This is a genomic window from Maritimibacter sp. DP1N21-5 (assembly GCF_019218295.1).
Lineage (GTDB): Bacteria > Pseudomonadota > Alphaproteobacteria > Rhodobacterales > Rhodobacteraceae > Maritimibacter.
On sequence record NZ_JAHUZF010000007.1, the window covers coordinates 1 to 26,150 of the forward strand.

25 protein-coding genes and 1 tRNA gene are annotated in these 26,150 nt (G+C 63.9%); 16 read left to right on the forward strand and 10 right to left on the reverse strand.

Annotation, left to right across the window (positions count from 1 at the left end; translation table 11 throughout):
* Positions 1 to 499: 499 nt before the first annotated feature.
* From fahA to KJP29_RS17990, 6 genes are all read right to left on the reverse strand, one after another.
* Positions 500 to 1,735, reverse strand: coding sequence for a fumarylacetoacetase (gene fahA, locus KJP29_RS17965; RefSeq protein WP_218465014.1), 1,236 nt, complete (start codon positions 1,733 to 1,735; stop codon positions 500 to 502).
* 9 nt (positions 1,736 to 1,744) lie between these two features.
* Positions 1,745 to 2,389: a maleylacetoacetate isomerase gene (gene maiA, locus KJP29_RS17970; protein WP_218465015.1), complete on the reverse strand. Its 645-nt coding sequence runs from the start codon at positions 2,387 to 2,389 to the stop codon at positions 1,745 to 1,747.
* A gap of 132 nt (positions 2,390 to 2,521) precedes the next feature.
* Positions 2,522 to 3,874 carry a homogentisate 1,2-dioxygenase gene (hmgA, locus tag KJP29_RS17975; RefSeq protein ID WP_218465016.1) on the reverse strand — a complete coding sequence of 451 codons (1,353 nt, stop codon included), beginning with the start codon at positions 3,872 to 3,874 and terminating at the stop codon, positions 2,522 to 2,524.
* On the reverse strand, positions 3,871 to 4,086 hold the full coding sequence (locus tag KJP29_RS17980) for a DUF2783 domain-containing protein (RefSeq protein WP_218465017.1): 216 nt from the start codon (positions 4,084 to 4,086) through the stop codon (positions 3,871 to 3,873). Before KJP29_RS17980 ends, hmgA begins: the two co-directional genes overlap by 4 nt.
* A 2-nt stretch (positions 4,087 to 4,088) precedes the next feature.
* Entirely contained in the window at positions 4,089 to 5,714 is a 1,626-nt protein-coding gene (locus KJP29_RS17985; RefSeq protein WP_218465018.1) for an FAD-dependent oxidoreductase, read from the reverse strand.
* Between the two features lie 23 nt (positions 5,715 to 5,737).
* Entirely contained in the window at positions 5,738 to 6,688 is a 951-nt protein-coding gene (locus KJP29_RS17990; protein ID WP_218465019.1) for an MBL fold metallo-hydrolase, read from the reverse strand.
* Positions 6,689 to 6,894: 206 nt separating this feature from the next.
* On the opposite strand from KJP29_RS17990, the gene KJP29_RS17995 reads away from it, so the two are divergent.
* A complete protein-coding gene (locus KJP29_RS17995) occupies positions 6,895 to 7,314 on the forward strand; it encodes a MarR family winged helix-turn-helix transcriptional regulator (RefSeq protein ID WP_218465020.1) in 420 nt (139 codons plus the stop codon).
* Positions 7,315 to 7,388: 74 nt separating this feature from the next.
* Here the strand turns inward: KJP29_RS17995 and KJP29_RS18000 are convergent.
* Positions 7,389 to 7,475 (reverse strand) — tRNA-Leu (locus KJP29_RS18000).
* Between the two features lie 151 nt (positions 7,476 to 7,626).
* Between KJP29_RS18000 and KJP29_RS18005 the strand changes: the two genes are divergently transcribed.
* On the forward strand, positions 7,627 to 8,607 hold the full coding sequence (locus tag KJP29_RS18005; protein ID WP_218465021.1) for a complex I NDUFA9 subunit family protein: 981 nt from the start codon (positions 7,627 to 7,629) through the stop codon (positions 8,605 to 8,607).
* Positions 8,608 to 8,663: 56 nt separating this feature from the next.
* Here the strand turns inward: KJP29_RS18005 and KJP29_RS18010 are convergent, their stop codons facing one another.
* Positions 8,664 to 9,467 carry an undecaprenyl-diphosphate phosphatase gene (locus KJP29_RS18010; RefSeq protein ID WP_218465022.1) on the reverse strand — a complete coding sequence of 268 codons (804 nt, stop codon included), beginning with the start codon at positions 9,465 to 9,467 and terminating at the stop codon, positions 8,664 to 8,666.
* 215 nt (positions 9,468 to 9,682) lie between these two features.
* On the opposite strand from KJP29_RS18010, the gene KJP29_RS18015 reads away from it, so the two are divergent.
* From KJP29_RS18015 to KJP29_RS18055, 9 genes are all read left to right on the forward strand, one after another.
* A complete protein-coding gene (locus KJP29_RS18015; protein ID WP_218465023.1) occupies positions 9,683 to 11,119 on the forward strand; it encodes an NAD(P)-dependent oxidoreductase in 1,437 nt (478 codons plus the stop codon).
* 109 nt (positions 11,120 to 11,228) lie between these two features.
* Complete coding sequence (locus KJP29_RS18020) at positions 11,229 to 11,924, forward strand: hypothetical protein (RefSeq protein WP_218465024.1); 696 nt, start codon at positions 11,229 to 11,231, stop codon at positions 11,922 to 11,924.
* The gene (locus KJP29_RS18025; protein WP_218465025.1) at positions 11,921 to 12,724 is read left to right on the forward strand and encodes a hypothetical protein; all 804 of its coding nucleotides are present in this window, start codon (positions 11,921 to 11,923) and stop codon (positions 12,722 to 12,724) included. Before KJP29_RS18020 ends, KJP29_RS18025 begins: the two co-directional genes overlap by 4 nt.
* Entirely contained in the window at positions 12,711 to 17,249 is a 4,539-nt protein-coding gene (gene gltB / locus KJP29_RS18030) for a glutamate synthase large subunit (RefSeq protein ID WP_218465026.1), read from the forward strand. Before KJP29_RS18025 ends, gltB begins: the two co-directional genes overlap by 14 nt.
* Positions 17,250 to 17,318: 69 nt before the next feature.
* Positions 17,319 to 17,855: a dihydrofolate reductase family protein gene (locus KJP29_RS18035; protein WP_218465027.1), complete on the forward strand. Its 537-nt coding sequence runs from the start codon at positions 17,319 to 17,321 to the stop codon at positions 17,853 to 17,855.
* Positions 17,856 to 18,229: 374 nt separating this feature from the next.
* On the forward strand, positions 18,230 to 18,955 hold the full coding sequence (gene mtgA, locus KJP29_RS18040) for a monofunctional biosynthetic peptidoglycan transglycosylase (RefSeq protein ID WP_218465256.1): 726 nt from the start codon (positions 18,230 to 18,232) through the stop codon (positions 18,953 to 18,955).
* A gap of 55 nt (positions 18,956 to 19,010) precedes the next feature.
* Positions 19,011 to 19,676 carry a glutathione S-transferase family protein gene (locus tag KJP29_RS18045; RefSeq protein WP_218465028.1) on the forward strand — a complete coding sequence of 222 codons (666 nt, stop codon included), beginning with the start codon at positions 19,011 to 19,013 and terminating at the stop codon, positions 19,674 to 19,676.
* A gap of 26 nt (positions 19,677 to 19,702) precedes the next feature.
* Complete coding sequence (gene queG / locus KJP29_RS18050; RefSeq protein ID WP_218465029.1) at positions 19,703 to 20,758, forward strand: tRNA epoxyqueuosine(34) reductase QueG; 1,056 nt, start codon at positions 19,703 to 19,705, stop codon at positions 20,756 to 20,758.
* Between the two features lie 91 nt (positions 20,759 to 20,849).
* Complete coding sequence (locus KJP29_RS18055) at positions 20,850 to 21,896, forward strand: cytochrome-c peroxidase (RefSeq protein ID WP_218465030.1); 1,047 nt, start codon at positions 20,850 to 20,852, stop codon at positions 21,894 to 21,896.
* A gap of 63 nt (positions 21,897 to 21,959) precedes the next feature.
* Here the strand turns inward: KJP29_RS18055 and KJP29_RS18060 are convergent, their stop codons facing one another.
* The gene (locus tag KJP29_RS18060; protein ID WP_218465031.1) at positions 21,960 to 22,385 is read right to left on the reverse strand and encodes a hypothetical protein; all 426 of its coding nucleotides are present in this window, start codon (positions 22,383 to 22,385) and stop codon (positions 21,960 to 21,962) included.
* Positions 22,386 to 22,529: 144 nt separating this feature from the next.
* Here KJP29_RS18060 and KJP29_RS18065 point away from each other — a divergent pair, with 144 nt between their 5' ends.
* On the forward strand, positions 22,530 to 22,883 hold the full coding sequence (locus tag KJP29_RS18065; RefSeq protein ID WP_218465032.1) for a DUF2200 domain-containing protein: 354 nt from the start codon (positions 22,530 to 22,532) through the stop codon (positions 22,881 to 22,883).
* 51 nt (positions 22,884 to 22,934) lie between these two features.
* Here the strand turns inward: KJP29_RS18065 and KJP29_RS18070 are convergent, their stop codons facing one another.
* Entirely contained in the window at positions 22,935 to 23,801 is an 867-nt protein-coding gene (locus KJP29_RS18070; RefSeq protein ID WP_218465033.1) for a branched-chain amino acid aminotransferase, read from the reverse strand.
* A 183-nt stretch (positions 23,802 to 23,984) separates the two neighbouring features.
* Here KJP29_RS18070 and KJP29_RS18075 point away from each other — a divergent pair, with 183 nt between their 5' ends.
* The 4 genes from KJP29_RS18075 to KJP29_RS18090 all read left to right on the forward strand — a co-directional run bounded on the left by KJP29_RS18075 (position 23,985) and on the right by KJP29_RS18090 (position 26,098).
* Positions 23,985 to 24,479, forward strand: coding sequence for a MarR family winged helix-turn-helix transcriptional regulator (locus KJP29_RS18075; protein ID WP_218465034.1), 495 nt, complete (start codon positions 23,985 to 23,987; stop codon positions 24,477 to 24,479).
* Positions 24,479 to 25,108 carry a winged helix-turn-helix domain-containing protein gene (locus KJP29_RS18080; RefSeq protein WP_218465035.1) on the forward strand — a complete coding sequence of 210 codons (630 nt, stop codon included), beginning with the start codon at positions 24,479 to 24,481 and terminating at the stop codon, positions 25,106 to 25,108. Before KJP29_RS18075 ends, KJP29_RS18080 begins: the two co-directional genes overlap by 1 nt.
* A 101-nt stretch (positions 25,109 to 25,209) precedes the next feature.
* Entirely contained in the window at positions 25,210 to 25,482 is a 273-nt protein-coding gene (locus KJP29_RS18085; protein ID WP_218465036.1) for a hypothetical protein, read from the forward strand.
* 13 nt (positions 25,483 to 25,495) lie between these two features.
* Positions 25,496 to 26,098 (forward strand): glutathione S-transferase family protein, encoded by a 603-nt coding sequence (locus KJP29_RS18090; RefSeq protein WP_218465257.1) that lies wholly within the window; start codon positions 25,496 to 25,498, stop codon positions 26,096 to 26,098.
* Positions 26,099 to 26,150: the final 52 nt, after the last annotated feature.

Consider the following 26,150-nt stretch of genomic DNA (forward strand, 5'->3'; position numbering starts at 1 on the left):
ATATGAACCAAACCGCCCACATATCTCTTCAGATACCAGCAATGTCAAAGAGCGTAGAAACAAAACCAGACCAGTGCGCCCTAAACTCACGGCGCGCCCGCCTAATCCTGCCTCTGTTTGTGTCCGCCGCGTTGGTCTGGCTCGTCGCCGTCGCCCCGTTTTGCGTCCCGTCGTAGCGTGTCGCTGCGTCGGTGAGGGGGCTTTTACGAACTGGTGCCGGGACCTGCAAGCGATTCTTTTCAGTTTCTGGCGCTTTTTTCGGTCGGGACCCGATTTTCTGCATGACGCCCCGCCAAAACGCTTGTTTTCAAGGCTTCTTTGGAACCGACTCTTTCGAGAAATCTTTCCGCAACGGGATCGACGCACCGATTTTGCGGTGGCCAGAACCGCTGTCGACGGCCCGAACAGGCGAATCCGCAACCCTTGCCGACTCGTAGAACAGGATTCTCGGTCCAAGGACCCGAGTGGGATCGGAAGATGGCCGCCGCGTTTGCGCCCTCTACACGTTTCGCGCAGGCTTCAGCGTTCCTGCGCAATCGCCGAAGCCGATCTGGTAGCCGTCGCCCTTGGCGGCGCCCTTGAGGGTGAGGGTGTCGCCGTCCTCGATGAAGCTACGGGGTTCGCCGGTGTCCAGCGTGATCGGCTCCTTGCCGCCCCAGCTCAGTTCGAGGAGTGAGCCGCGGCTGTCTTTCGTCTCGCCCGAGATCGTGCCGGAGCCCAGGAGGTCGCCCACGCGCATCGGGCAGCCCGAGGTCGTGTGATGCGCCAGCTGCTGGGCGGCGGAGTAATACATGACGTCGTAGTTCGTCCGGGTGATCACGGTTTCGGCGCCGCCCTCGGGCGCCAGTGTCACCGAAAGCTCGATGTCATAGAGCATGGGGCCGGGCTCGGCGAGATAGTCGAGAAGCGGTTTCTCCCGCGCGGGCGTCGAGGTGCGGAAGGGTTCGAGCGCCGCCGCCGTGACGATCCAGGGGCTGATGGTGGTGGCGGTCGCCTTGGCCTGGAAGGGGCCCAGGGGCTGGTATTCCCAGGCCTGGATGTCGCGTGCGGACCAGTCGTTCAGGAGCACGTAGCCGAAGATGTTCTCGAAAGCCTCGGCCACGCTGATCGGCCCGGTCGACGCGGTGCCCACGATGGCGCCCATCTCGAGCTCGATGTCGAAGCGCTGCGAGGGGCCGAAGCGCGGCGTCTCGTCGTCGGGGCCCTTGAGCTGGCCGTTGGGGCGGATGACATCGGTGCCCGAGACCACGACCGAGGAGGCGCGGCCGTTGTAACCGATGGGGATGTGGAGCCAGTTCGGCGGCAGCGCGTTCTCGGGCCCCCGGAACATGGTGCCCACGTTGAAGGCGTGGTGACGACCCGCATAGAAGTCGGTGTATTCGGTCACATCGAAGGGCATGTGGAGCGTGACCTCGGCCAGCGGCACGAGGTAGCGCGCGAGGCTCTCGTCGCCGCCCTCGGCCAGCATGCCGGTCAGCGTCTCGCGCAGCCGGGCCCAGTCGGCCTTGCCCCGCGCCATGAAGGCGTTCCAGCCGCCCGCCTGCAGCGCCCCCCCGAAGTCGAGGAGGCCCCCGTTCTCCATCGCGGCGACGTCGAGCACCCGGTCGCCGATGGCGACGCCCTGCCGGCGCACCCCGCCCGCGGTGGAGAAGACGCCATAGGGCAGGTTGTTCAGCGGAAAGGGGGTCTCGGCGCTGTTCGCGCTGGCGACCCAGGAGCGTTTCAGATCGGTCATGGTCTGTCCTTATGTCGTTGCGCCCGGCTGGGCATCCGGCTGCGCCTCGGGGCGCGCGGCCTGAAAGGCGGGCAGAGCGAGGCAGCGCGCCTCGATCTCCGTCAGGCGGGCGAAAGGGTCGAGGTCCGTGCCCCAGCGATGCGCGTTGTAAAGCTGCGGCACGAGGCAGAGATCGGCAAGCCCCGGAGTCTCGCCGAAGCAGAAGGGGGTATCGGGGCGGATCAGGCTCTGGAAGGCGGTGAAGCCCTCGGACATCCAGTGGTTCATCCAGGCCGTGGTCTCGTCCGGACCGTGGCCCATAGCCTTCAGGCGACCGATGACGCGCAGGTTGTTCACCGGGTGAATGTCGGTCGCGATCCCGAAGGCGGCGGCGCGCACATGCGCCCGGTCGACCGGATCCCTTGGCAAAAGCGCGGGCTCCGGCTGGACCTCTTCGAGCCAGTCGAGGATCGCCATCGACTGGGTCAGCACCCTGCCGTCCTCAAGCTCCAGCGCCGGCACGCCGAGACCGGGGTTCACCGCCGCATAGCCCGCCTCGCGCTGCGCGCCCGCCACGAGGTTCACCGGGGCGGACTCGTAGTCGATCCCCTTGAGATTGAGCGCGATCCGCAGCCGATAGGAGGTCGTCGAGCGCCAATAGGTATAGAGCTTCATCTTCATCGCTTCACAAATACCTTGGGGAGGTCTGGAGGGATCGACAAGGTCGCGCCAGCGGTCCGAGCGACGCTGTCGATGCCCCTCCAGCCGGTCGTTCTTGCGTCAGCAAGACGCGAAACAAGCGCCGCCTCACTTCAGGCCCGGCGTGCCGTCGAACTTCTTCTCGAGACTGTCCCAGCAGTCGATGTAGTCGTCCTGAAGCGGCGCTTCCTTGCCCGCGAAGGCGGTTAGATGCTGGGGGAACCGCGTCTCGAACATGAAGGACATCGTGTTCTCGAGCTTCTCGGGCCCCAGGTTCGAATTGGACGCGCCCTCGAAGGCCTGCTTGTCGGGGCCATGCGGCAGCATCATGTTGTGAAGGCTCATCCCGCCGGGAACGAAGCCCTGCGGCTTGGCGTCATACTGGCCATGGATGTTGCCCATCAGCTCGGACATGATGTTCTTGTGATACCAAGGCGGGCGGAAGGTGTTTTCGGCCACCATCCAGCGATCCCTGAACAGCACGAAGTCGATGTTGGCCGTCCCCGGCACGCCCGAGGGCGCGGTGAGCACGGTGAAGATCGACGGGTCCGGGTGATCGAAGAGGATCGCGCCGACCGGGCAGTAGGTCTTGAGGTCATATTTGTAGGGCGCGTAGTTGCCGTGCCAGGCCACGACATCCAGCGGGCTCTGCGCGATCTTGGTCTCGTGGAACTGCCCGCACCACTTGATGGTGAGCGTCGAGGGCACCTCGCGGTCCTCGAAGGCCGCCACGGGCGCCTTGAAGTCTCGCGGGTTGGCCATCGCATTGGCCCCGATCGGGCCGCGGGCTGGCAGCTCGAACTTCTGACCATAGTTCTCGCAGACAAAGCCGCGGGCCGGGCCTTCCAGCACCTCGACCCGGTAGACTAGGCCGCGCGGGATGATCGCGATCTCCTGCGGCTCGATGTCGAGCACGCCGAGTTCGGTGGCAAAGCGCAGCTTGCCCTGCTGCGGCACCACGAGAAGTTCGGAATCGGCCGAGAAGAAATAGGCGTCTTCCATCGACTTCGTCACGAGGTAGATATGCGACGCCATGCCGACCTGCGTGTTCACGTCCCCCGCCGTGGTCATCGTGCGCATGCCCGTGAGCCAGGTCAGATCTCCCTCGGCCTCCACCGGGTCCCAGCGATACTGGCCGAGCGAGGTCACCCCCTCGGGCACATGCGGCGCGCTCTTCCAATAGGGCAGGTCGATCCGCTCGTAACGGGCCGAATGCTTGACCGAGGGCCGGATCCGGTAGGTCCAGGTCCGCTCCGGCGGGTTGGCGGTGAAGGCCGTCCCCGACAACTGCTCGCCATAAAGCCCGTAGTTGCACTTCTGCGGCGAGTTCATCCCCTGTGGCAAGGCCCCGGGCAGGGCCTCGGTCTCGAAGTCATTGGCCCAGCCCGGCATGTAGCCCTCATGCGTCCCAGACACATGCGGCGCCCGGATCATCCCTTCAGGAAGGTCGTGAGCAGTCATTGGAGGTCTCCTTTCATGTCGGCACCGGGGGCCTTGGCGGCCGCAATCGCGGCGCTCAGAGTGGCGCGGTTGCCGATCTGGTTGGCGAGGATCAGGATCAGTCGGGCATTGAGGGCAGCGCTGTCGTCGTCGCTGAGGCCCTCATGCGCGTCGATCAGCTCGGAATAGAAGCCGTCCTGATCGGGGATGTTGGGGTCCGTGATCAATGTCATGGTCAGTCCTTCCCACAGGTCTTGCGCAGCGCAGCGCGCAGCGCGGCTTCGTCATGGGTGGCCCAGCGCGCGGCCACATGCTGGTCCGGGCGGATCAGGTAGACCGCGCTGGTCGCCTGTCCCAGATACCGTGCCGCCAGCGCCCCGGTGGGGTCGTCCCCGGCAGAAAGTGCGAGTCGGTCCACGGCGATCCCGTCGTCGACAAACTCTTCCGGCGCCTCGGCGTTGATGGTCAGGAGCGTGAAGCGCCCCCCAAGCCGGCCAAGGAGGAACCCGTCGCCTAAGGGCGCGTCCGGACAGGGGCTACCGGGCCGGGTGCGGGCAGGCCCGCCCACAAGCGCGTCCTTTCCGGTCAGGGACAGCCCGTCATAGACGCAGGGCACACTCAGGCGCCCCGAGTTCACCAAAGGTCGCGCGAAAGCATAGTGCTCGGCCAGATCCAGAACCGCGTTGCGGAACATGTGGCTGGTCTTGGACTTCGGTGTGATGAAGTCGGTGGAGCGGGTCGAATTCAGGATGTTCTCATCTGCGCCATAGCGCCGTTCCTCGTCATAACTGTCGAGCAGGCTCGCGGGCGCCTTGCCTTCGATCACGAGTCCCAGCTTCCAGCCGAGGTTGTCCACGTCCTGAAGCCCCGAGTTCGCGCCGCGCGCACCGAAAGGCGACACCTGATGCGCTGCGTCCCCGGCGAAAAGCACCCGCCCATGACGGAACTGCTTCATGCGGCGGCACTGGAAGGTGTAGATCGAGGACCAGACCATCTCGTATTCCACGTCGTCGCCTAGCATGGCGTCGATCCGTTTGCGGATGTTCTCTTCCTTCAGTTCTTCCTTGCGGTCCACGTCCCAGCCGATCTGGAAGTCGATCCGCCAGACATCGTCGGGCTGCTTATGAAGAAGGGTCGAGGCACCGGACTTGAACCAGGGCTCGAACCAGAACCAGCGTTCGGTCGGGAAGGTCGTGTTCTTCATCTTGATGTCGGCGATGAGGAAACTGTCCTCGAAGACCCGCCCCTCGAAATCGAGGCCAAGCATCCCGCGCAAGGGCGACGAGGCGCCGTCGCAGCCGATGAGCCAATCCGCCATGATTGTATAGGGACCTTCGGGCGTCGTGATGTTCAGGACGACGTGGTCGTCCTTCTCTTCGACAGAGTCGACGCGGTTCTTGCCGCGCAGGTCGATGGGCGCACCCGCCGCCTGCGCCTCGCGGACGCGGTCGACGATGAACTTCTCGAAATAGGGCTGCTGGAGATTGATGAAGGCCGGAAACTTGTGGCCGTCTTCCGGCAGGAGATTGAATTCGAACACCTTGCGGTCGTCGTGAAACACCTTGCCCAGATTCCAGATCACACCTTTGTCCAGCATCGGTTCACCGCATCCGTAGCGGTCGGCGATCTCGAGCGTGCGCTTCGCGAAACAGATGGCACGGCTCCCCATGCCGATACCTTCGTGATCGTCGAGCACCACGACGGGGATCCCCTGAAGACCGAGGTCGAGCGCGGTGGCGACCCCGATAGGACCTCCGCCCATCACCACGACGGGGTGGCGCACGGGCGTTTCGGCATCCTGATCCGCGCTGCGCTCATAGGGGTAGAGCTTGAAGGCCAGCGAATAGCGATCATCCAACATGTCACGTCCTCCCTTCGACCACCCTACCCCTGCAGATCCGCCCACATCTGCTGGTCGCGTTCGGCGGTCCAGATGCGGGGCGTGTCGATGCCGCGGGCCTCGTCAAAGGCGCGGCCGACGTTGAAGGGCAGGCAATGCTCGTAGATCGCATAGTCGGCGAACTTCGGGTCGCAGGCTTCGCGCACCGCGTCCCAGGCTTCCTTGAGTGTCCCGCCCCGCGCCACGATCCGGGCGACCGGTGCGTAGGACGACTCGACGAAGTCGCGGGTGTTCTCGATGGCCTTCGTCACCATCTCGTGCCCGACCAGCGCGTCGCCGCGCCCCGGCGCGATGGAGCGGGGTCGATAGGCCGCGATGGCGTCGAGCGTCTTGCCCCAGTCCTGATAGTGTCCGTCACCGCAATAGCAGGCCGAGTGGTATTCCACGATGTCGCCAGTGAACATGACCTCCTGATCGGGCACCCAGATCACCGCGTCGCCCGCCGTATGGGCGCGGCCGAGCTTCATGATGTCGACGCGGCGCTTGCCCAGATACACGGTCATCTTGTCGGAAAAGGTCGTTGTCGGACGGGTCAGGCCGGGGATCTCCTCATGCCCCTGGAAGAGCCGCGGGAAGCGGCCGAACTCGCTGTCCCAATCCTCCTGGCCCCGCTCTTCGACCATCCCGGCCGCCACGTCCGACATGATGATCTCCCGCGCGCCATAGGCCGAGGCCCCCAGCACCCGCACGGCGTGGTAGTGCGTCAGAACCACGTGGCTGATCGGCTTGTCCGTCACCGAGCGCACGCAGTCGATCACCTTGCGCGCCAGGCGCGGCGTCGCCTGCGCCTCCACGATCATCACGCTCTCGTCGCCGATGATCACCCCGGTGTTCGGGTCCCCCTCGGCGGTGAAGGCGTAAAGCCCCTCGCCCACTTCGGTGAAGCTCACCTTCTTCTCTGCCATGTCGCCTTGCGACGCGAATGCCTTGGCCATGGGGTCCTCCACCTTTCCGATTGTCGGTAAACGTTGCGTTTGCAACGATATGCACTTGGAAGGCCGGAAATGTCAACAGGTCTGCCGCCCGGCGGTCGGACCGCGCAAAGATGTGATGACTTGACACCGATCAATCACGAAGTCTGACGTGCCAGTTAGTTGCTGCTGCAACGAACCTTCAGACAGGGGAAAGGGCCCGCATCAACATGGAGAACTTCTTCCCCTATCGCCTCGCAGTCGCAGCCGCGGGTCTCTCCCGTCAGCTCGAAGACGTCTATCGGCGAGACCACGGCCTGTCGCGTGAAGAGTGGCGGGTCCTCTTCCTTCTGGCCGACGTGACGTCCCTGACCTCGAAGGAACTGTCGGTCCGGTCATCGCTCGACAAGGTCCAGATCAGCCGCGCGGCACGACGGCTCGAGAAAAAGTCACTGATCGAAGGCCAGGAATCGAAAGACGACCGCCGGCTGCGTGACTACGCCTGCACCGAAAAAGGCCGCGCGTTCTTCCGAACCGTCTTCCCACAGGTCGAGGCCCGCGCGAACGCGGTCTTGTCCCTGCTGTCTCCCGTGGAACTGAAGGCGCTGAAAGACGGTCTGGCGGCTCTGGAGTCCGCGACCAAGGCGTAACGGGTTTGCGAATGGCATGAAGGCTTGGTGCGAAATTTCGCGGTGTCGTTCAAACAGTGCTCTGTGGGAAAATCTGGTGCCCAGGAGAGGACTCGAACCTCCACGACCGTTAAGTCACTGGTACCTGAAACCAGCGCGTCTACCAATTCCGCCACCTGGGCACAGGTGCGTGGAGCCGCGATGTAAGGGGAGACGGATTCACTGTCAACGGGATTCGGTGACGGAATTGCCAGAAAGGGCACGGGGCCGATTGATCTTGTTCCCGTTGGCCTGCGCAGCTAAGGAGAGCGAGGATTTGCGAAGGAGATCGGGATGTCGAAACTCGTGACCATTTACGGCGGTTCGGGCTTTCTGGGACGCTACATCGCGCGGCGGATGGCCAAGGCGGGGTGGCGTGTGCGGGTGGCGGTGCGCCGGCCCAACGAAGCGCTGTTCGTGAAGCCCTATGGCACGGTCGGACAGGTCGCGCCGATCCTGTGCAACATTCGTGACGATGCCTCGGTCGCCGCTGCGATGGCGGGCGCGGATGCTGTGGTGAACTGTGTGGGCACCTTCGACAAGGGCGGCAAGAACAACTTCGCCGCCGTCCAGACCGAAGGCGCCGCGCGGATCGCCCGGCTCGCCGCGGCAGAGGGCGTCGCCAATCTGGTGCACATCTCGGCCATTGGCGCCGATGCGAACGGTCAAAGCGAATACGCAAGGTCCAAGGGCAAGGGCGAGGCGGAGGTACTGTCGGCCTTCCCCGGCGCCGTGATCCTGCGTCCGTCGATCCTCTTCGGTCCCGAGGACAATTTCTTCAACCGCTTCGCCGGAATGACCCGTTTCGGACCGGTGCTGCCGGTCGTTGGCGGCAAGACCCGTTTCCAGCCCGTCTTCGTCGATGACGTGGCCCATGCCGCCGAAAAGGCCGCGAAGGGCGAGGCGCCCGCCGGGATTTATGAACTCGGCGGACCGGAAGTGCAGTCGTTCCATGCCCTGATGAGCAAGATGCTCGACGTGATCCAGCGCCGTCGCATCGTCCTCAACCTTCCCTTCTGGATCGCCGGGATCATGGGAAGCCTGTTCGACTTCGCCCATGCGGCGACCGGGCGGCTCATCTCCATGCCGCTGACCCGCGATCAGGTGACCTCGCTTCGCAAGGACAACGTGGTCGGGGAAGGCGTGCGCACATTCGCGGACCTCGGGATCGAACCGACCGCGATGGAAGTGGTTCTGCCGCGCTACCTCTGGCGGTTCCGCAAGGACGGACAATATGCCGACATCACCGCCTCGGCGCGCAACCTGCGCACCTGAAGCAACCCATCCAGACGGACAGGAAACGCCGCACCTTCGGGAGCGGCGTTTTTCGTTCAGGTGTAGGCGACCCAGAGCAGGATGACGCCAAGGATCAGGCGGTAGATCACGTAGGGCGTGAAGCTGACCGACTTCAGAAGACGCATCATGATGGTCAAGGCCAGCATCGCGGCGACAAAGGCCATGCCCGCGGCGATTGCCCCGTCCCGGAGCGCCTGCCAGTCTGCGTCAGCGGCCGCTTCGGCCCCCAGAAGCAGCCCGGATGCCACGATGGTGGGTATCGACATGATCATGGCAAGCCGCGTGCCGTCCTCGCGCTTGTAACCCAACGCGCGGGCCCCCGTGATGGTCGCCCCCGACCGTGACGTGCCCGGGATCAGCGCGATGGCCTGCCAGAGCCCCATGATCACCGCATCCTTCACGGTCCAGTCCCGGTCTTCCTTCACCTCGGGGGACTTGGTGTCAAACCACCACAGCACCACGCCGAAGACGATCATCGCCCATCCGATCACCGCGATGGACCGCATCGCATCGTCCAGACCAAGAAGGCTGAGGACGAGGCCGAAGAAGATGACGGGCACGGTCGCGATCGCCATGAGGAAGGCGAGCCGAGAGCCGGGCGTATCGATCCGCCCAGTCAGCATCCGGGGAATACCGAGAAGGCCTTCCCGGACGTCCGACCAGAAGAAGATGACCACCGCCAGGAGCGTGCCCACGTGGACGGCCACGTCGATCACCTGTCCTTGATCCGGCATCCCCATGACTCGGGGCAGGAGAATCAGGTGTCCCGAAGACGAAATCGGTAGAAATTCGGTAAGCCCCTGAACCACCGCCAAAATGAAGAGTTGAAAGAAGCTCATCGCACGCCCCTGCCCCATTGCCCACGCACCCAAGCTAACCATCTGAAAATTCTGGGAAAGGGAAAAATTAGGTCAGCTTAGTTGTCTCATTATGAGCCTCATGGGCATCCTGAAGCGTCGTCATCCTCGATTTTTCCCGAAACTAGGTCAGCACTTATGCCTTTTCTTTTCCTGAAACCCTGCTAAACACGCGGCTCGAAAGTTTGGAGGGACCCATGGCCAAGCAACCCATGCTTAAATTTACGAGCGTAGGCCGCGACATGCCGGAGAAGCGTGGCGCCGAAACCCGCCGCGAGGATTTCCATGAAATCTACGCCGAGTTTGCCGACGCGAAAGCCAAGGAACAGTCGAGCCGCTGTTCGCAGTGTGGCGTGCCCTATTGCCAGAGCCATTGCCCGCTTCACAACAACATCCCCGACTGGCTCCGGATGACCGCGACGGGCCGCCTGCAGGAAGCCTACCAGATTTCGCAGGAGACCAATACCTTCCCGGAAATCTGCGGCCGCATTTGTCCGCAGGACCGGCTTTGCGAAGGCAACTGCGTCATCGAACAGTCGGGCCACGGCACCGTGACCATCGGCGCGGTCGAGAAATACATCACCGACACGGCCTGGGAAAAGGGCTGGGTCGAGGACATTACCCCGTCGGTCGAACGGGCCGAGAGCGTCGGCATCATCGGCGCCGGTCCCGGCGGGCTTGCCGCTGCCGACCGTCTGCGCCGCGCGGGCGTGCAGGTCACGGTCTATGACCGCTATGACCGCGCGGGCGGGCTCATGACCTATGGCATTCCGGGCTTCAAGCTCGAGAAGGACGTGGTCATGCGCCGCATCGACCAGCTTGAAAAGGCCGGCGTGAAATTCGTGCTCAACTGCAATGTCGGCGAGGACCTGACGTTTCAGGCCATTCGCGGCCAGCACGACAGCGTGCTCATTGCCACGGGCGTCTACAAGACGCGCGAACTGGGCGGTCCCGGTGCGGGATCGAAGGGCATCGTGCGCGCCATCGACTATCTCACCGCCTCGAACCGGGCGTCTTTCGGCGACGATGTGCCGGAGCATGAGGATGGTTCCCTCTTCGCCAAGGGCAAGAAGGTCGTCGTGATCGGCGGCGGTGACACCGCGATGGACTGTGTCCGCACCGCGATCCGTCAAGGCGCGACGAGCGTCAAATGCCTTTATCGCCGCGACCGCGCCAACATGCCCGGCTCGCAGCGCGAAGTGCAGAACGCCGAGGAAGAAGGCGTCGAATTCGTCTGGATGGCCGCACCCAAGGGCTTCACCGGCGATCCCGTCACCGGCGTGATCGTGCAGCGGATGCGTCTGGGTCAGCCCGACGCGACCGGCCGCCGCTCGCCCGAGCCGATCGACGGCGCGGAATACACCGAGGACGCCGATCTGGTGATCAAGGCGCTCGGCTTCGAGCCGGAAGAGCTGCCCACCCTCTGGGGTGAGCCGGAACTTCCCGTGACCCGTTGGGGCACGATCAAGGCCGATTTCCGCACCGGCCGCACGGACCTCGAAGATGTCTATGCGGTGGGCGACATCGTTCGCGGCGCGTCTTTGGTCGTCTGGGCGATCAAGGACGGACGCGATGCGGCGGATGCCATGCTCAACGCCTTCGAAGCCCAAGCCGCGAGCGTTGCGGCCGAGTGACCCGTTCCCGGCGGCGCACGCCGGGCACCCCTTTTGAAGCCAGCCTCTTTAGGTCAGCACAGCTGTCACGAAAACCGGGAGAGGCATCACGACAGGAAAGGAGAGAGCCATGAAAGCCATCGCTGCCGCGACATGCCTCGCGCTGCTCTCTCCCTTGTCCGTGACCGCCGCAGACTTCGCCCCACCCGCAGGGTGCAAGGGCGTGCTCACCGTGCAATCGCGGGAATGCACCCTGCTCAACCTCTACATCTGCGAAGGTGACGACTCGATCTGGGAAGCGACCTTCAGCGCGGATGGCTTCGACGTGCTGGCCCAGTATTCCCCGGACTACATCTGGCGCGACATCGCTTATCTCTGGGACCAGTCGCGCGAGACGTTCCTGGAACCCGCTGAAGACGCGCCGAGCCTTGCCGAGCTTGCAAAGACCGGCGTCGATACCTTCCGCTATACGGTCCACCGCACCGCACCGGGCGAGGATCGCCTTCTCACCATCGTGGGGGCCGACATGCTCTCTGGCGAGACGGTAGTCATCGACGGCGTGACCCTGGCACGCGTCGACACCGAGCTTCAGATCCTCGATGACGAGGGCACAGTGGAATACGCCTCGCGCGGGACGCAATATCTGGACGTCGAGCGCGGGCTTTTCTTCTGGGGCAAGGATGCCGTCCTCGATGCCGATGGCGCGGAAACCGTCTACGACAATTCGCCCGTGGACTTCATCGAACCCGGCGAGCCGGGCTTCGGCGCGGCCGTTCCGCTTTACGATTGCAACGAACAGAAAATCGCCTTCGAGGTGACGCCATGAGCGCGGCTCTCGATATCCGGGCCTATCGCCAATCGCCCGGGCTGGTGGTCCACGCGTTTCGGGGGACGAGCGATGCGCTCAACGTCTGTTTCGCGGGCATCGGGCTGGGTCCGGACGAGGTTCAGCCCATCGAGTTCGCCCGCACCGCGACGATGGACGGACGCGACAATGCACTGTTCATCTCGGACGGCACGCGGAGCTGGTTCAACCGCCCGGGTCTCCTTGAAAACGTCGCGAAGCTGGTCGAGGAGTACGCCGCCGAGATCGGCGCGCGCATCGTGCGCACGCTCGGGCATTCCATGGGCGGCTTCATGGCGTTGATCCTGCCGTCGGTGACCCGTGTGGACGTCGCCGTTGCCTATGCCCCGCAGGCGAGCGTCCACCCCGAGATCGCGGGCGACGACATGCGCTGGATGAACTGGCGCGCCCGCATCGGCACGCATCGTATCCGCAGCGTGACCGACCATCTCAACGACACGACGCGCTACTATGTCTTTCACGGCAAGCATCCGCGCGAACGCTTTCAGCGTGACCGTTTCGCGCCGCGCGAAAATCTCATGCATATCGTGATCCCGGCGACCGTCCATAACGTGCCGCAGCGCCTGCGCCGCGCCGGGATCCTCGACAAGGTCACCGGCGCCTGTTTCGACGGTCGCCTCACCGCCCTGCGCGAATTGCTCGCGCCGCTCGGAGCCCGGTATCGCAAACCGGGGTCCTTTGAACCGATTGCCCCGTCTGCCGACCTCGTGGCGGGCGGGCCCGATACGTCCTTAGCAGGAGACAACCATGACCAACTATGATGAAAACTGGGTAGCGGAAGAAGAGGCGAAGCGCGCCTATCTGGCCGAGCACGGCATGTATCGCGACGAGTTCGAGCATAGCTCCTGTGGCGTCGGGCTCGTCGTCGCCATCGACGGGAAGAAGACCCGCAAGGTCGTGGAAGCCGGGATCGACGCGCTGAAGGCGATCTGGCACCGGGGCGCGGTTGACGCGGACGGCAAGACCGGCGACGGCGCGGGCATTCACGTGCAGATCCCTGTCGAGTTCTTCTATGACCAGGTCCGCCGCACCGGCCACGAGCCGCGCACGAACGAGATGATCGCCGTCGGCCAAGTGTTCCTGCCCCGCACCAACTTTGGCGCGCAGGAAACCTGCCGGACCATCGTGGAAACCGAAGTGCTGCGGATGGGCTATTACATCTACGGCTGGCGCCATGTGCCCGTGGACATCTCTTGCCTCGGTGAAAAAGCCAACGCGACACGCCCCGAGATCGAGCAGATCCTGATCTCGAACTCCAAGGGCGTGGACGAAGAGACTTTCGAGCGCGAGCTGTACGTCATCCGCCGCCGGATCGAAAAAGCCGCCGCCGCCGCTGGCGTGCGCGAGCTTTACCTTGCCTCGCTGTCCTGCCGGTCGATCATCTACAAGGGCATGATGCTCGCCGAACAGGTCGCGGTCTTCTACCCTGACCTGATGGACGAGCGCTTTGAATCGGCCTTCGCGATCTATCACCAGCGCTATTCCACCAATACCTTCCCGCAGTGGTGGCTCGCCCAGCCGTTCCGCATGCTCGCCCACAACGGCGAGATCAACACGCTGAAGGGCAACCTCAACTGGATGAAATCGCACGAGATCCGCATGGCGTCCGCCGCCTTTGGCGATCTGGCCGAAGACATCAAGCCGATCGTGCCTCAGGGTTCGTCGGACTCCGCCGCGCTCGATTCGGTGTTCGAGGTGCTGGTGCGCGCCGGTCGCTCGGCCCCGATGGCGAAGACGATGCTGGTGCCCGAGTCGTGGTCCAAGCAGTCGGGCGAAATGCCGAAAGCCTGGCGCGACATGTATTCCTACGCCAACTCCACGATGGAGCCTTGGGACGGCCCCGCGGCGCTCGCCATGACTGATGGCCGCTGGGTCTGCGGCGGTCTCGACCGCAACGGCCTGCGCCCGATGCGCTATGTCGTGACGGGCGATGGCCTCGTCATCGCCGGGTCGGAAGCGGGTATGGTGCCGGTGGACGAAGCGACCTGCGTGGAAAAAGGCGCGCTTGGTCCGGGGCAGTTGCTCGCCGTCGACATGAAAGAGGGCAAGCTCTACCACGACGCCGAGATCAAGGACAAACTCGCCGCCTCCCAGCCCTTTGGCGAATGGGTCGAGAAGGTCATCGACGTCGACGAAGCCCTGATGAACGCCGAGGAAACGGCCGTCTTCTGGGGCAACGATCTGCGCAAGCGCCAGATCGCGGCGGGCTTCACGCTCGAGGAACTGGAACAGGTGCTCGCCCCCATGGCGGAGGACGCCAAGGAAGCGCTCGCCTCCATGGGCGACGACACCCCGTCGGCGGTGCTGTCGAACGAGTACCGGCCCCTGAGCCATTTCTTCCGGCAGAACTTCAGCCAGGTCACGAACCCGCCCATCGACAGCTTGCGCGAATTCCGGGTGATGAGCCTCAAGACCCGGTTTGGGAACCTCAAGAACGTGCTCGACGAAAACGGCAGCCAAACCGAGATCCTCGTTCTGGAAAGCCCCTTCGTCGGCAACGCACAGTTCGACGAACTTGTGCGCCGCTTCAATGCGCAGATGGTGGAGATCGACTGCACCTTCCCGGTGGACGCGGGTGAAAACGCACTTCGGGACGGGCTGACCCGTATCCGCGAGGAAGCGGAAGAAGCCGTCCGTTCCGGCGCCGGTCACATCATCCTGTCCGACATGGCGCAATCCGAAACCCGGATCGGGATGCCGATGATCCTCGCGACATCGGCGGTCCACAGCTGGCTGGTGCGCAAGGGGCTTCGGACCTTCACCTCGGTAAACGTGCGCTCGGCCGAATGTATCGACCCGCATTACTTCGCGGTGCTCGTCGCCGCCGGTGCAACCGTCGTGAACGCCTATCTCGCCGAAGACTCGCTTGCGGATCGCATCGAACGCGGCCTGCTCGACATGACGCTCACCGAAGCCGTGCACAACTACCGCGAAGCCATCGACCAGGGCCTTCTGAAGATCATGGCGAAGATGGGCATCTCGGTCATCTCGTCCTATCGCGGCGGCCTCAACTTCGAGGCGGTCGGCCTGTCGCGCGCCATGGTGAACGAATATTTCCCCGGCATGACATCGCGGATTTCCGGCATCGGTGTCGGTGGCATCCAGCGCAAGGTGGCCGACATCCACGCGAAAGGCTGGAAGCAGGGCAAGGACATCCTGCCCATCGGCGGCTTCTACAAGGCCCGCAAGGGCGGCGAGACTCACGCCTGGGGCGCGCAGACGATGCACCTGTTGCAATCGGCCTGTGACCGCGCCTCCTACGAGCTGTGGAAACAGTATTCGGCCCGGATGCAGGCGAACCCGCCGATCCACCTGCGCGACATGCTCGACATCAAACCGCTGGGCGAACCGATCCCGATCGAGGAAGTGGAATCGATCACCGCGATCCGCAAACGCTTCGTGACCCCCGGCATGTCGCTGGGCGCCCTGTCGCCCGAGGCGCACAAGACGCTCAACGTCGCGATGAACCGGATCGGGGCCAAGTCCGACTCGGGTGAAGGCGGCGAAGACCCGGCGCATTTCGTGCCGGAGGCGAACGGCGATAACCCCTCGGCCAAGATCAAGCAGGTGGCGTCGGGCCGGTTCGGTGTGACCGCCGAATACCTGAACCAGTGCGAAGAGCTCGAGATCAAGGTGGCGCAGGGCGCGAAACCCGGCGAAGGCGGCCAGCTGCCCGGCATGAAGGTCACCGACCTCATCGCCCGTCTGCGGCACTCGACCAAGGGCGTGACGCTGATCTCGCCGCCGCCGCACCACGACATCTACTCGATCGAGGACCTCGCACAGCTCATCTATGACCTCAAGCAGATCAACCCGCGCTGCAAGGTGACGGTGAAACTCGTGGCCTCGTCCGGCGTCGGCACCATCGCCGCCGGTGTCGCCAAGGCCAAGGCCGACGTGATCCTGATTTCGGGCCACAACGGCGGCACGGGCGCCTCGCCCGCAACCTCGATCAAGTTCGCCGGTCTGCCGTGGGAAATGGGCTTGACCGAGGCGCATCAGGTGCTCGCCATGAACAACCTTCGTTCGCGCGTGACGCTGCGCACGGACGGTGGCCTGCGCACGGGTCGTGACATCGTCATGGCCGCGATGATGGGCGCCGAGGAGTTCGGCATCGGCACCGCCGCCCTCATTGCCATGGGCTGCATCATGGTCCGCCAGTGTCAGTCGAACACCTGCCCGGTGGGCGTCTGCACGCAGGACGAGGCGCTGCGCGGCAAGTTCACGGGAAGCGCGGACAAGGTGGTGAACCTCATCACCTTCTATGCGCAGGAAGTCCGTGAAATCCTCGCCCGGATCGGGGCCCGCTCCATCGCCGACGTGATCGGTCGCGCGGATCTCTTGTCGCAGGTCAGCCGTGGCTCGGCCCACCTCGACGATCTCGACCTCAACCCGCTGCTCATCAGCGTGGATGGCGTCGGACGCGACACCTACAACCGGGATCGCGAACGCAATGCCGTGCCCGATACGCTGGATGCGGAAATCGTGAAGGACGCCCAGCGCTTCCTGAACGACGGCGAGAAGATGCAGCTTCAGTATGCCGTGCGAAACACCCACCGCACCATCGGCACGCGCACCTCGTCGCATATCGTGCGCAACTTCGGCATGCGCAACAAGCTCCAGCCCGACCACCTGACGGTCAAGCTTTCGGGGTCTGCGGGTCAGTCTCTGGGGGCCTTCGCCGCGCCCGGTCTGAAGATCGAGGTGGCGGGCGATGCCAACGACTATGTCGGCAAGGGTCTCTCGGGCGGCACCATCGTGGTGCGCCCCACCATGTCCTCGCCGCTGGTCGCGTCGGAGAACACGATCATCGGGAACACCGTGCTTTATGGTGCCACCGACGGTTACCTCTTCGCCGCCGGGCGCGCGGGCGAGCGTTTCGCCGTCCGGAACTCGGGCGCGAAAGTGGTAATCGAGGGCTGCGGGACCAACGGTTGTGAATACATGACCGGCGGTATCGCGGTGATCCTCGGGTCCATCGGCGCGAATTTCGGCGCGGGCATGACCGGCGGCATGGCCTATCTCTACGACCCGGACGCGGTCGCCGAGGACTTCATGAACATGGAGACTCTCGTGACCTGCGCCGTGACCGTGGAGCATTGGGAGGCCGAACTGCGCGGGCTGATCGAACGCCATGTCGCCGAAACCGGCAGCCGCAAGGCCGCCGAGATCCTGCGCCACTGGGACACCGAACGCGACAACTTCCTCCAGGTCTGCCCGAAAGAGATGCTGCCCCATCTGGCCGCACCCCTCTCGGAGGAAAAGGGCGCGATCCCGGCAGAATAAGCCGCTTAAGCGTGGTAGGATAGAACGGGCGGGGACGATCCCCGCCCGTTTTCCTTTGCAGAGGTGCAAATGATCGAAGGGCATGTCTTCATCGCGACCAGCATGGACGGCTATATCGCCCGGCCGGATGGCGGGCTCGATTGGCTGGATGTGGCCGGGACCGAGGACGATCACGGATACGCGGACTTCATGTCCCGGATGGACGGGCTGATCATGGGACGCGTGACCTTTGAAACCGTGCTGGGATTTGGCGACTGGCCCTACGACAAACCCGTGGTCGTCCTGTCTCGACGCACAACGTCGCTTCCGGCGCATCTGGAAGGCCGCGTGACGATCACGGCGGAACCGCCCCGGCAGGTCATGAACCGGCTTGGGCAGGAGGGGTGGCGCCGGGCCTATATTGACGGCGGTCGGGTAATCACCTCCTTCCTCGACGAAAGGCTCGTGACGGAGCTGACCGTGACGCGGATCCCGGTCCTGCTTGGTGCCGGGATTCCTCTGTTCGGCGCCCTGCGCCGGGACATCACCCTCACGCATCTGGAGACTCGCAACTTTCCCACCGGGCTGGTCCAGTCGCGCTATGCCATTGTGCCGATGCCGGGATAGTCGCCGGGCGCAGGGAAGACCGTTCCCGGCCAAGGTCCAATCGGGACAAAAAACCCGCCCCAATCGTGACACGATTTCGCCATCTTCATAGACGCGAAAGAGAATCGTGCTAGTCTGACCTTCTGCCAAGGGGGCTGCACGTGCCGACACAACTCATAGATTCTGCTCAATTCTTTCTTCGCGTCCTGACCGGCCTGACCGCCGGTCTGATGGCGGGAGCGGTCTTCGCGACCGCGCTTCCCATCTACATCTAGAGCGCCGCAATCCCGTCGGGTCTCTGCCACAAAGCGCAGTTTCCGACACGCGCTCGTCTTCGTCCGTCGGGAACGGGGCACATCGCTTGACCGACACCGCGCTGCATGGTCATTGGGACCATGGCGCGGGCATGTAGAGACACTCCCAAGAAACAACGCATTCGTCCCGGACGCTGGGTCGTCCGTTTCGTCGGTCGCTGGCTCCGGCGGGCAGCGCTCGCCCTTGTCGCTCTGGTCTGCGTCGGGATTTCGCTATTCGCCGTCGTGAACCCGCCGGTAACGCCTTACCAGCTCGCCGAACGCATGCGGCTCGGCTCGATCGAGCGCGACTGGATCCCGATGGAGGACATGGCTCCGGTCATGGCACGCTCGGTCGTTGCGGCGGAAGACGCGAACTTCTGCCTGCACTGGGGCTTCGACATGGAAGCGATCCGGCAGGTGATCGAGGCGGGCGAAAACCGGGGCGCGTCGACGCTGTCGCAACAGGTGGTCAAGAACGTCTTCCTCTGGCACGGGCGGAATTACACCCGCAAGGCACTGGAAGGGCTGATCACGCCCGCGATGGAGCTTGTCTGGACCAAGCGGCGCATCGTCGAGGTCTACCTCAACGTGGTGGAATTCGACGAAGGCGTGTTCGGCGTCGGCGCCGCCGCCCCGCATTACTTCGGTGTCTCGGCGCGCGATCTGACAGCGACGCAGGCCGCCCTGCTCGCCGCCGTGCTGCCCGATCCCAAGGGGCGGGACGCGGCGAGACCCTCGGCCTTCATGCAGCGGCGGTCGGCAAGTATCCGCGACGGAGCCGAGACAATCCGCGTGGACGGGCGATCCGAATGCTTCGAGGATTGAAACCGTTGTTTTTACCGTGCATTACGGGCGGCAAACCCCCACGCAGCGCGAAAACATGATCCGTCTCTATCATTCACCCCTGTCTCCCTTCTGCCGAAAGGTGCGTCTCGTACTCGCCGAGAAGCGGCTCGAGGTCGAGTTGGTTGAAGAGCGGTACTGGGAAAAGTCCGTCGAGTTCATGCGTCGCAACCCGGCCGGCAAGGTCCCGGTCCTGCGCATCGACGGCAAGACCCTGACCGAAAGCGCGCCGATCTGCGAGTATCTGGACGAACGCTTCACCGATCCGCCCCTGATCCCGAAGGGCACCGACTCCCGCTACGAGGTGCGCCGGCTCATCGCGTGGTTCGATGACAAGTTCCACCACGAGGTGACGGCGAACCTGCTTTACGAGCGGGTGAACAAGAAACTGACCGGCGCTGGCTATCCCGACAGCACGAAGATCAAGACAGGCGCGAAGGCGATCAAGTATCACCTCGACTACATGGGCTGGCTCCTCGAACAGCGGCGCTGGCTTGCCGGGGACAACATGACGCTGGCGGATTTCGCGGGCGCCGCGCATCTCTCCTCGCTCGACTATATCTCGGACGTCGACTGGAACCGGAACGGCAACGTGCGCGAATGGTATGCAAAGATCAAATCGCGCCCGGCCTTCCGGTCGCTGCTCGCCGATCAGGTTCCGAGCTTCCCGCCGCCGCCACATTACGCCGACCTCGACTTCTGAGGCGGAACGCGGGACGGTGACCGCGCATGGGCATCTATGACACGATAAGAGAGCGCGCGCTGGCCGAAGGGTTTTCGGCCATGGGCGTGATGCGCCCCGACGCGCTCCCGGAACTCCCGGACCGGCTGGCCGCCTTTGTCGATGCCGGCCGGCATGGCGACATGGGATGGATGGCCGAGCGGATGAACTGGCGCGGCAATCCGGCGGCGCTTTGGCCAGAGGCGAAATCCGTCATCATGCTGGCCGAGGTCTACACGCCCGATCACGACCCGATGGAGGTCGTGGGCCAGCCCGACCGGGGCGCGATTTCCGTCTATGCCCAGAACCGCGACTACCACGATGTGGTGAAGAAACGCTTGAAGCGGCTCGGTCGCTGGCTCATCGAAGAAGCGGCGCGACAAGGTGAGGCCGCCGAGATCAAGGTCTTTGTCGATACCGCGCCGGTCATGGAGAAGCCGCTCGCACAGGCGGCCGGGCTCGGCTGGCAAGGCAAGCACACCAACCTCCTGTCGCGCGAGCTTGGGAACTGGTTCTTCCTTGGCGCGATCTTCACCACGCTGGACCTGCCTGCGGACGAGCGCGGGCGTGAGAACTGCGGGTCCTGCACCGCCTGTCTCGAGGCCTGCCCCACCAATGCTTTCCCGGCGCCCTTCCAGCTGGATGCGCGGCGCTGCATTTCCTACCTGACCATCGAACACAAGGGACCGGTGGACGAGGCGCTGCGCCCGCTTCTTGGCAACAGGATCTATGGCTGCGACGACTGCCTCGCCGTCTGCCCCTGGAACAAGTTCGCGGCAGAAGCGCGGGAAGTGAAATACGCGGCCCGCGACGATCTGTCCGCCCCCTCGCTCGCGGAGCTCGCCACGCTCGACGACGCGGGGTTTCGCGCACGGTTCTCGGGCAGCCCCATCAAGCGGATCGGGCGCGACCGATTCCTGCGAAACGTCTGTTATGCAATGGGAAATTCCGAAGACCCCGGATACCTGCCAAGGCTGCGGAACCTCGCCCGGGAACCCGACCCGGTGCTTGCGGAAGCCGCATCTTGGGCCATCGCGCGAATCGAGTCGTCGAAAGCCGTCTGAGGTCACGTTTAGAATTGATCTAAATCATGGGAACGTCGGCGGAATAGTCCTTTGTTATCCGTGAGATGCGCGCTGAACAAAGGGACCATAAATGCGACATACCTTCCCACTGTTGTTGGCAACGACACTTCTCTCAACGCCGCTCATGGCACAGGACGACCTGCGCGCTGCAGCATTGGAAGCTTTCAAGCCTCTGCCGTCGACCGTTCCCGCGGTGGCAGACAACCCGATCACGCCCGAGAAGATCGAGCTTGGCAAAGCGCTCTTCTTCGATCCGCGCCTCTCGGCGTCGGGTGTGTTCTCCTGCTATTCCTGCCACAACCTGGCGACCGGCGGTGACGACAACCTCGAGACCTCCATCGGGCACGGCTGGCAAAAAGGCCCGCGCAACGCGCCGACCGTGTTGAACTCGGTTCTCAACGAGGCGCAATTCTGGGACGGACGCGCCGCCGACCTTGCCGAACAGGCCAAGGGTCCGGTGCAGGCGGGCGTCGAGATGGCCAACACGCCCGACAACGTCGTGGCCACGCTGTCCTCGATGCCGGGCTATGTGGCCATGTTCTCGGCCGCGTTCGACGGCGCGGCACCGAACTTCGACGACATGGCCCGCGCGATCGAGGCCTTCGAGGCCACTCTGGTCACGCCGGCGCCCTTCGACGCCTGGCTGAACGGCGACGATGCCGCGCTGAATGCCGACCAACTGGCCGGGATGCAGCTCTTCATGGACAAGGGCTGTGTCGCCTGTCACGAGGGCATCAACGTCGGTGGCCATGGCTACTATCCCTTCGGCCTGATCGAGAAGCCCGGTGCCGAAATTCTTCCCGTCGGCGACAAGGGGCGTTTCGCCGTCACCGAAACCGCGGACGACGAGTATGTCTTCCGGGCCGCGCCTCTGCGCAACGTGTCGGTGACCGCGCCCTACTTCCACTCCGGCAAGGTCTGGGACCTCAAGGTGGCTGTGCAGATCATGGCGGAAAGCCAGTTGGGCGAGGCTCTGAGCGATCAAGAAGCCGATCAGCTCGTTGCTTTCCTCGACTCTCTCACCGGCGAAGTCCCGGCTGTAACGGTTCCCTCGCTGCCCGCCGAGACCGGCAACACGCCGCGGCCCACGGCCGAGGTGCTGACCGCGCCGGAATGATGTTCGCGCCGTAAGGACATTGGACGGGGCTGGAACAATCCGGCCCCGTTTGTCGTCAGGGGCTCAGCTTATCGGCGCATGCATGCGGTAGGCATCCACCGCCGCGTTGATCCCCTGCGCCGCGCGCCGGACCGGAAACGGACCGATGGTTGAGGAACGGACGCGATAGGTGACGCGCGCTTCCGTCACGCCGTCATGAAAGAAGACGAAGACCTCGATGCCCTTGACGGCGAAGGCCTGTCTGATCGCGCGTTCGACCTGTCGTTGGGTCAGACCGCCCGCGCCCCCTTCGACCCATTCGATATCCGCCACGATCCTGACCCCCTCACCCCCGCCCCGGTCATAGGCCCGGAGGCTTTCCTCCGTCACCCCGAGAGGACGAAGATTCGGATCCTTCGTGACCATGAACCATCCAAGGCTCGCGGCCGTCGGCAGGACGATCAAGCCGACGAGCGCCATCACGTAGAGTCCGCTGAACCGGTTCTTCATCACGTCTCCAAGGATTGCGTCACCGTTGATCCGCGCGCATTGTTCGCGGTGACCGCACCTTGCCATTGACGCCTTAAGCAAGGCTCAAGATCAAAGGACACATTTGAACGACCTGCCCGTTCTCGAAGTTGAAAGGATCGCGCAATGAAGAAGCACCGGATCTACTCGATGGCGTTCGGATCGGTCTACCCCGCCTACATAGCCAAGGCCGAGCGCAAGGGACGCACGAAGGACGAGGTGGACGAAATCATCCGCTGGCTGACCGGGCATGACCAGACCGGCCTGGAACAGGTGATCGAGGACAAGACGGACTTCGAGACGTTCTTCGATACCGCCCCCGCGATGAACCCGGACCGCAAGCTCATCAAGGGCGTCGTCTGCGGCGTGCGCGTCGAAGATATCGAGGAGCCGGTGATGCAGGAGATCCGCTATCTCGACAAGCTCGTGGACGAATTGGCCAAGGGCAAGGCGATGGAAAAGATCCTGCGCACCCCCTGAAGAAAAACGGCGCCGCTTCACGCGACGCCGCTTCTCCGGGTGAAGGTGGGGTTACGACCGGACGAGTTTCTCGTAGGCCGAAGCCACGTCGAGCGTCAATTTGCCGACCTCGAAGGTGTAATCCCCGATCTGGCCGACGGGCGTAACCTCGGCGGCCGACCCGGTGAGCCAGCATTGCTCGAAGCCTTCCATCTCTTCCGGCATGATATGGCGTTCGTGGACGGTGACGCCCATGTCCTTGAGCATCCCGATGACGGTCTGACGAGTCAGGCCATTGAGGATCGCGTCCGGAATAGGGGTATGCACCTCGCCATCCTTCACGAAGAACACGTTGGCCCCGGTCGCCTCGGCCACATAGCCGCGATAGTCGAAGAAGAGCGCGTCCGAACAGCCTTTGGCTTCGGCGGCATGTTTCGACATGGTGCAGATCATGTAAAGACCGGCGGCCTTGGCAGCGGTCGGGATCGTTTCCGGTGAGGGCCGCTTCCATTTGGAGATGTCGAGCTTCGCGCCCTTCGTCTTTGCGTCGCCGTAGTAGTTGCCCCATTCCCAGGCGGTCACGAACATGCGGACCGGATTGCGGGAGGACGACACGCCCATATCCTCGCCAGCACCACGGAAGGCCACGACACGAACATAGGCGTTGTCCCAGCCGTTCGCATCGAGCACCGCGCGCTTGGCCGCGTTGATTTCATCCACGGTGTAGGGGATCGTCATGTCGAGCAGTTCGCCCGACCGCAGGAGCCGCGCGGAATGTTCGTCGGACTTGAAGATCTTGCCGTTGTAGCAGCGTTCGCCTTCGAACACCGAGGAGGCATAATGCAGCGCGTGGGTCAGTACGTGCACCTTTGCATCCCGCCAGTCGACGAGCGTGCCGTCGGCCCAGATCTTTCCGTCGCGATCATCATATGCAGCCATGAAAACCTCCATACGTCCCGGTCCGACACCGGCGGCGTTTTTCCGAATGTTGCGCGGTTTGGGTCCGGATCGGACATTTAATTGCGCCAAACCTGCGACTCGCTAGCATTTGGCCCTAGTAAAGTCAACAAGGCTGACGTAAATTGCTCAAACAGGCGTCACTTTGAAAACAGGGAGAGGCGTATGGACGACCGGCGCGGACCTTCGCTCTTGTTCCTTACGGACGAGCAACTGAAAAAGGGCATCGAAGCGATGTTCTTCGCCTATAGGGGCTTCACGGCGGACCCGGACCGCATCCTCGAGAAATACACCTATGGCCGGGCCCATCACCGGGCGATCCACTTCATTCACCGCTCGCCGGGCACGACGGTGAACAATCTTCTCGCGATACTTGGGGTCACGAAACAGTCGCTCAATCGCGTGCTGCGCACCCTTGTCGACGACGGTCTGGTCGAAAGCCGCGTCGGGCACCGCGACAAGCGGGAACGACATCTGTTCCTGACCCCCAAGGGGCTTGAGCTCGAGGCCGAGCTGTCCGATGCCCAGCGCGCCAGGATGCGACAAGCCTATCGCGAGGCCGGTCCCGACGCGGTCCAGGGGTTCCGGCAGGTCCTGGAAGCGATGATGGACCCGGACCAGCGGCGCCATTTCTCGACCCTGAAGGAGCCTGACAGCTGATGGCCGCCCTTCCCGAGACCCCCGTGCATCTGCTGATCGTGGTGCCGCATGAAGAGACGCGGAAGCTCCTGCGAACCTGGCTCGGGCGGCAGGGATTTCTCGTGACGAACGCCCGGGACGCGGATCATGCGGCGCGTCTCAAGGCCGGACTGGATTTCGACCTTGCCGTTCTGGACGAAGACGCCGGGCCACTGGAATTCGATGGCCCGATCGTGTACCTGGGCGAGGGCGGCCACGGGGAATGGGTGGCCAAACCGGTGGATGGTGCTGTTCTGACCCAGCGGATCAATGCAATTCTCGACCGCACGCCGCCGCCCGACAAGCCGACCCCGAAAGTCCTGAAGTTCGGACCCTTTGCCTATCATGTTGCCGAGGGGCACCTGAGTTGCGAGGGAGAGCGGGTAAAACTGACCGCGACCGAGGCCAAGCTCATGCGCGCCCTGACCGCAACGCCGAACCACCCCGTGACGCGCGCTGAGCTTGGCGACGAAATGGGCGAAACGGAACCCGGAAGTCGTGCGGTGGACGTGCAGATCACTCGCCTCCGGCGCAAGATTGAGGCAGACCCCAAGATGGCCAAGTATCTGCAGACCGTGCGCGGCACGGGCTATGTGCTCATGGTCGAATAGGCGGCTGTCCGCAGCGCGCCGAGTGTGGCCCGCCCGCATGAACGCATTTCAATGGACAGGCGCGCCATGCTCCCCTAGGCTTCGATGTGAAGGAGACTAACATGCCGCTGCCGCTCGTCCCCATTGCCATCGCTGCTGTCACCTACGGCTCGGTCGTCTATACGGCCTATCGCACGGTAAAGAAGGTCGCACCGGGACGGCGATGCCAGAAGGCCGAAGACGGACTCGACCGGCTGGACGAGGGCATGACGTACCGACGCGAGCCGGAACAGGCCAACGCCACGGCCCGCCTGAAGCGCACCTTCACCTTCGGGGAGACCTCCTACGAGATCGACGCAGCCGCCCTTGGCCGGCTGAAAGTCCGCAAGCTTTGAGAACACCAACATGATGCAACTTCTGGGCAGCCCTGCCTCCCCCTTCGTGCGCAAGGTCCTCGTCACCCTGCGCGAGACGGACCAACTCGACCAGATCGACTTCATCGAGGTGAGCACGACACCCACGAATTCCGCCAGCGAAGTGACCGCAGCCCATGCACTCAAGAAGATCCCGGCCCTGATCCGGCCGGATGGTTGCACGCTCTACGACAGCCGCGTGATCACCCGTTTTCTCGACGGCCGCGCCAGGGGCAAGCTCTATCCCGAGCGCAACATCTGGGAGGTCCTCACCCTCGAAGCGACGGGCGACGGCATCATGGAGGCGGCCGTTCTCATGGTCTACGAGGGTCGGGTCCGGCCCGAGGAAAAGCAGTTCGAAGGCTGGGTCGAAGCCCAGTGGGGCAAGATCGAGAACGCGCTCGATGCCCTGTCCGCGCGGTGGATGAGCCACCTTTACGGCCCTCTCGACGCCGGCCAGATCTCGGTCGGCTGCGCGCTGGGTTATCTGGATTTCCGTCATCCCACTCGGGACTGGCGCAAGGGTCGCGATGGGCTTGCCGCCTGGTATGCCGAGTTCTCCACCCGCGATGCCATGGCAGCCACCAGCCCGGCCTGATCCCACAAATGCATTCCTTGCGGCGCCTGGGCTTTCGGCCTAGCGTCCGGCC

Coding starts and splice junctions, on each gene's coding strand:
- KJP29_RS18075 (WP_218465034.1), top strand. CDS start 23,985: ATGGACGACCGGCGCGGACCTTCGCTCTTGTTCCTTACGGACGAGCAA.
- KJP29_RS17990 (WP_218465019.1), bottom strand. CDS start 6,688: ATGGCCAAGGCATTCGCGTCGCAAGGCGACATGGCAGAGAAGAAGGTG.
- KJP29_RS18060 (WP_218465031.1), bottom strand. CDS start 22,385: ATGAAGAACCGGTTCAGCGGACTCTACGTGATGGCGCTCGTCGGCTTG.
- mtgA (WP_218465256.1), top strand. CDS start 18,230: ATGGCGCGGGCATGTAGAGACACTCCCAAGAAACAACGCATTCGTCCC.
- KJP29_RS17985 (WP_218465018.1), bottom strand. CDS start 5,714: ATGTTGGATGATCGCTATTCGCTGGCCTTCAAGCTCTACCCCTATGAG.
- KJP29_RS18065 (WP_218465032.1), top strand. CDS start 22,530: ATGAAGAAGCACCGGATCTACTCGATGGCGTTCGGATCGGTCTACCCC.
- KJP29_RS18080 (WP_218465035.1), top strand. CDS start 24,479: ATGGCCGCCCTTCCCGAGACCCCCGTGCATCTGCTGATCGTGGTGCCG.
- gltB (WP_218465026.1), top strand. CDS start 12,711: ATGACCAACTATGATGAAAACTGGGTAGCGGAAGAAGAGGCGAAGCGC.
- KJP29_RS18025 (WP_218465025.1), top strand. CDS start 11,921: ATGAGCGCGGCTCTCGATATCCGGGCCTATCGCCAATCGCCCGGGCTG.
- KJP29_RS18055 (WP_218465030.1), top strand. CDS start 20,850: ATGCGACATACCTTCCCACTGTTGTTGGCAACGACACTTCTCTCAACG.
- KJP29_RS18085 (WP_218465036.1), top strand. CDS start 25,210: ATGCCGCTGCCGCTCGTCCCCATTGCCATCGCTGCTGTCACCTACGGC.
- KJP29_RS18010 (WP_218465022.1), bottom strand. CDS start 9,467: ATGAGCTTCTTTCAACTCTTCATTTTGGCGGTGGTTCAGGGGCTTACC.
- KJP29_RS18020 (WP_218465024.1), top strand. CDS start 11,229: ATGAAAGCCATCGCTGCCGCGACATGCCTCGCGCTGCTCTCTCCCTTG.
- KJP29_RS18070 (WP_218465033.1), bottom strand. CDS start 23,801: ATGGCTGCATATGATGATCGCGACGGAAAGATCTGGGCCGACGGCACG.
- KJP29_RS18045 (WP_218465028.1), top strand. CDS start 19,011: ATGATCCGTCTCTATCATTCACCCCTGTCTCCCTTCTGCCGAAAGGTG.
- maiA (WP_218465015.1), bottom strand. CDS start 2,389: ATGAAGCTCTATACCTATTGGCGCTCGACGACCTCCTATCGGCTGCGG.
- queG (WP_218465029.1), top strand. CDS start 19,703: ATGGGCATCTATGACACGATAAGAGAGCGCGCGCTGGCCGAAGGGTTT.
- KJP29_RS17995 (WP_218465020.1), top strand. CDS start 6,895: ATGGAGAACTTCTTCCCCTATCGCCTCGCAGTCGCAGCCGCGGGTCTC.
- KJP29_RS18015 (WP_218465023.1), top strand. CDS start 9,683: ATGGCCAAGCAACCCATGCTTAAATTTACGAGCGTAGGCCGCGACATG.
- KJP29_RS18090 (WP_218465257.1), top strand. CDS start 25,496: ATGCAACTTCTGGGCAGCCCTGCCTCCCCCTTCGTGCGCAAGGTCCTC.
- hmgA (WP_218465016.1), bottom strand. CDS start 3,874: ATGACTGCTCACGACCTTCCTGAAGGGATGATCCGGGCGCCGCATGTG.
- KJP29_RS18035 (WP_218465027.1), top strand. CDS start 17,319: ATGATCGAAGGGCATGTCTTCATCGCGACCAGCATGGACGGCTATATC.
- KJP29_RS17980 (WP_218465017.1), bottom strand. CDS start 4,086: ATGACATTGATCACGGACCCCAACATCCCCGATCAGGACGGCTTCTAT.
- KJP29_RS18005 (WP_218465021.1), top strand. CDS start 7,627: ATGTCGAAACTCGTGACCATTTACGGCGGTTCGGGCTTTCTGGGACGC.
- fahA (WP_218465014.1), bottom strand. CDS start 1,735: ATGACCGATCTGAAACGCTCCTGGGTCGCCAGCGCGAACAGCGCCGAG.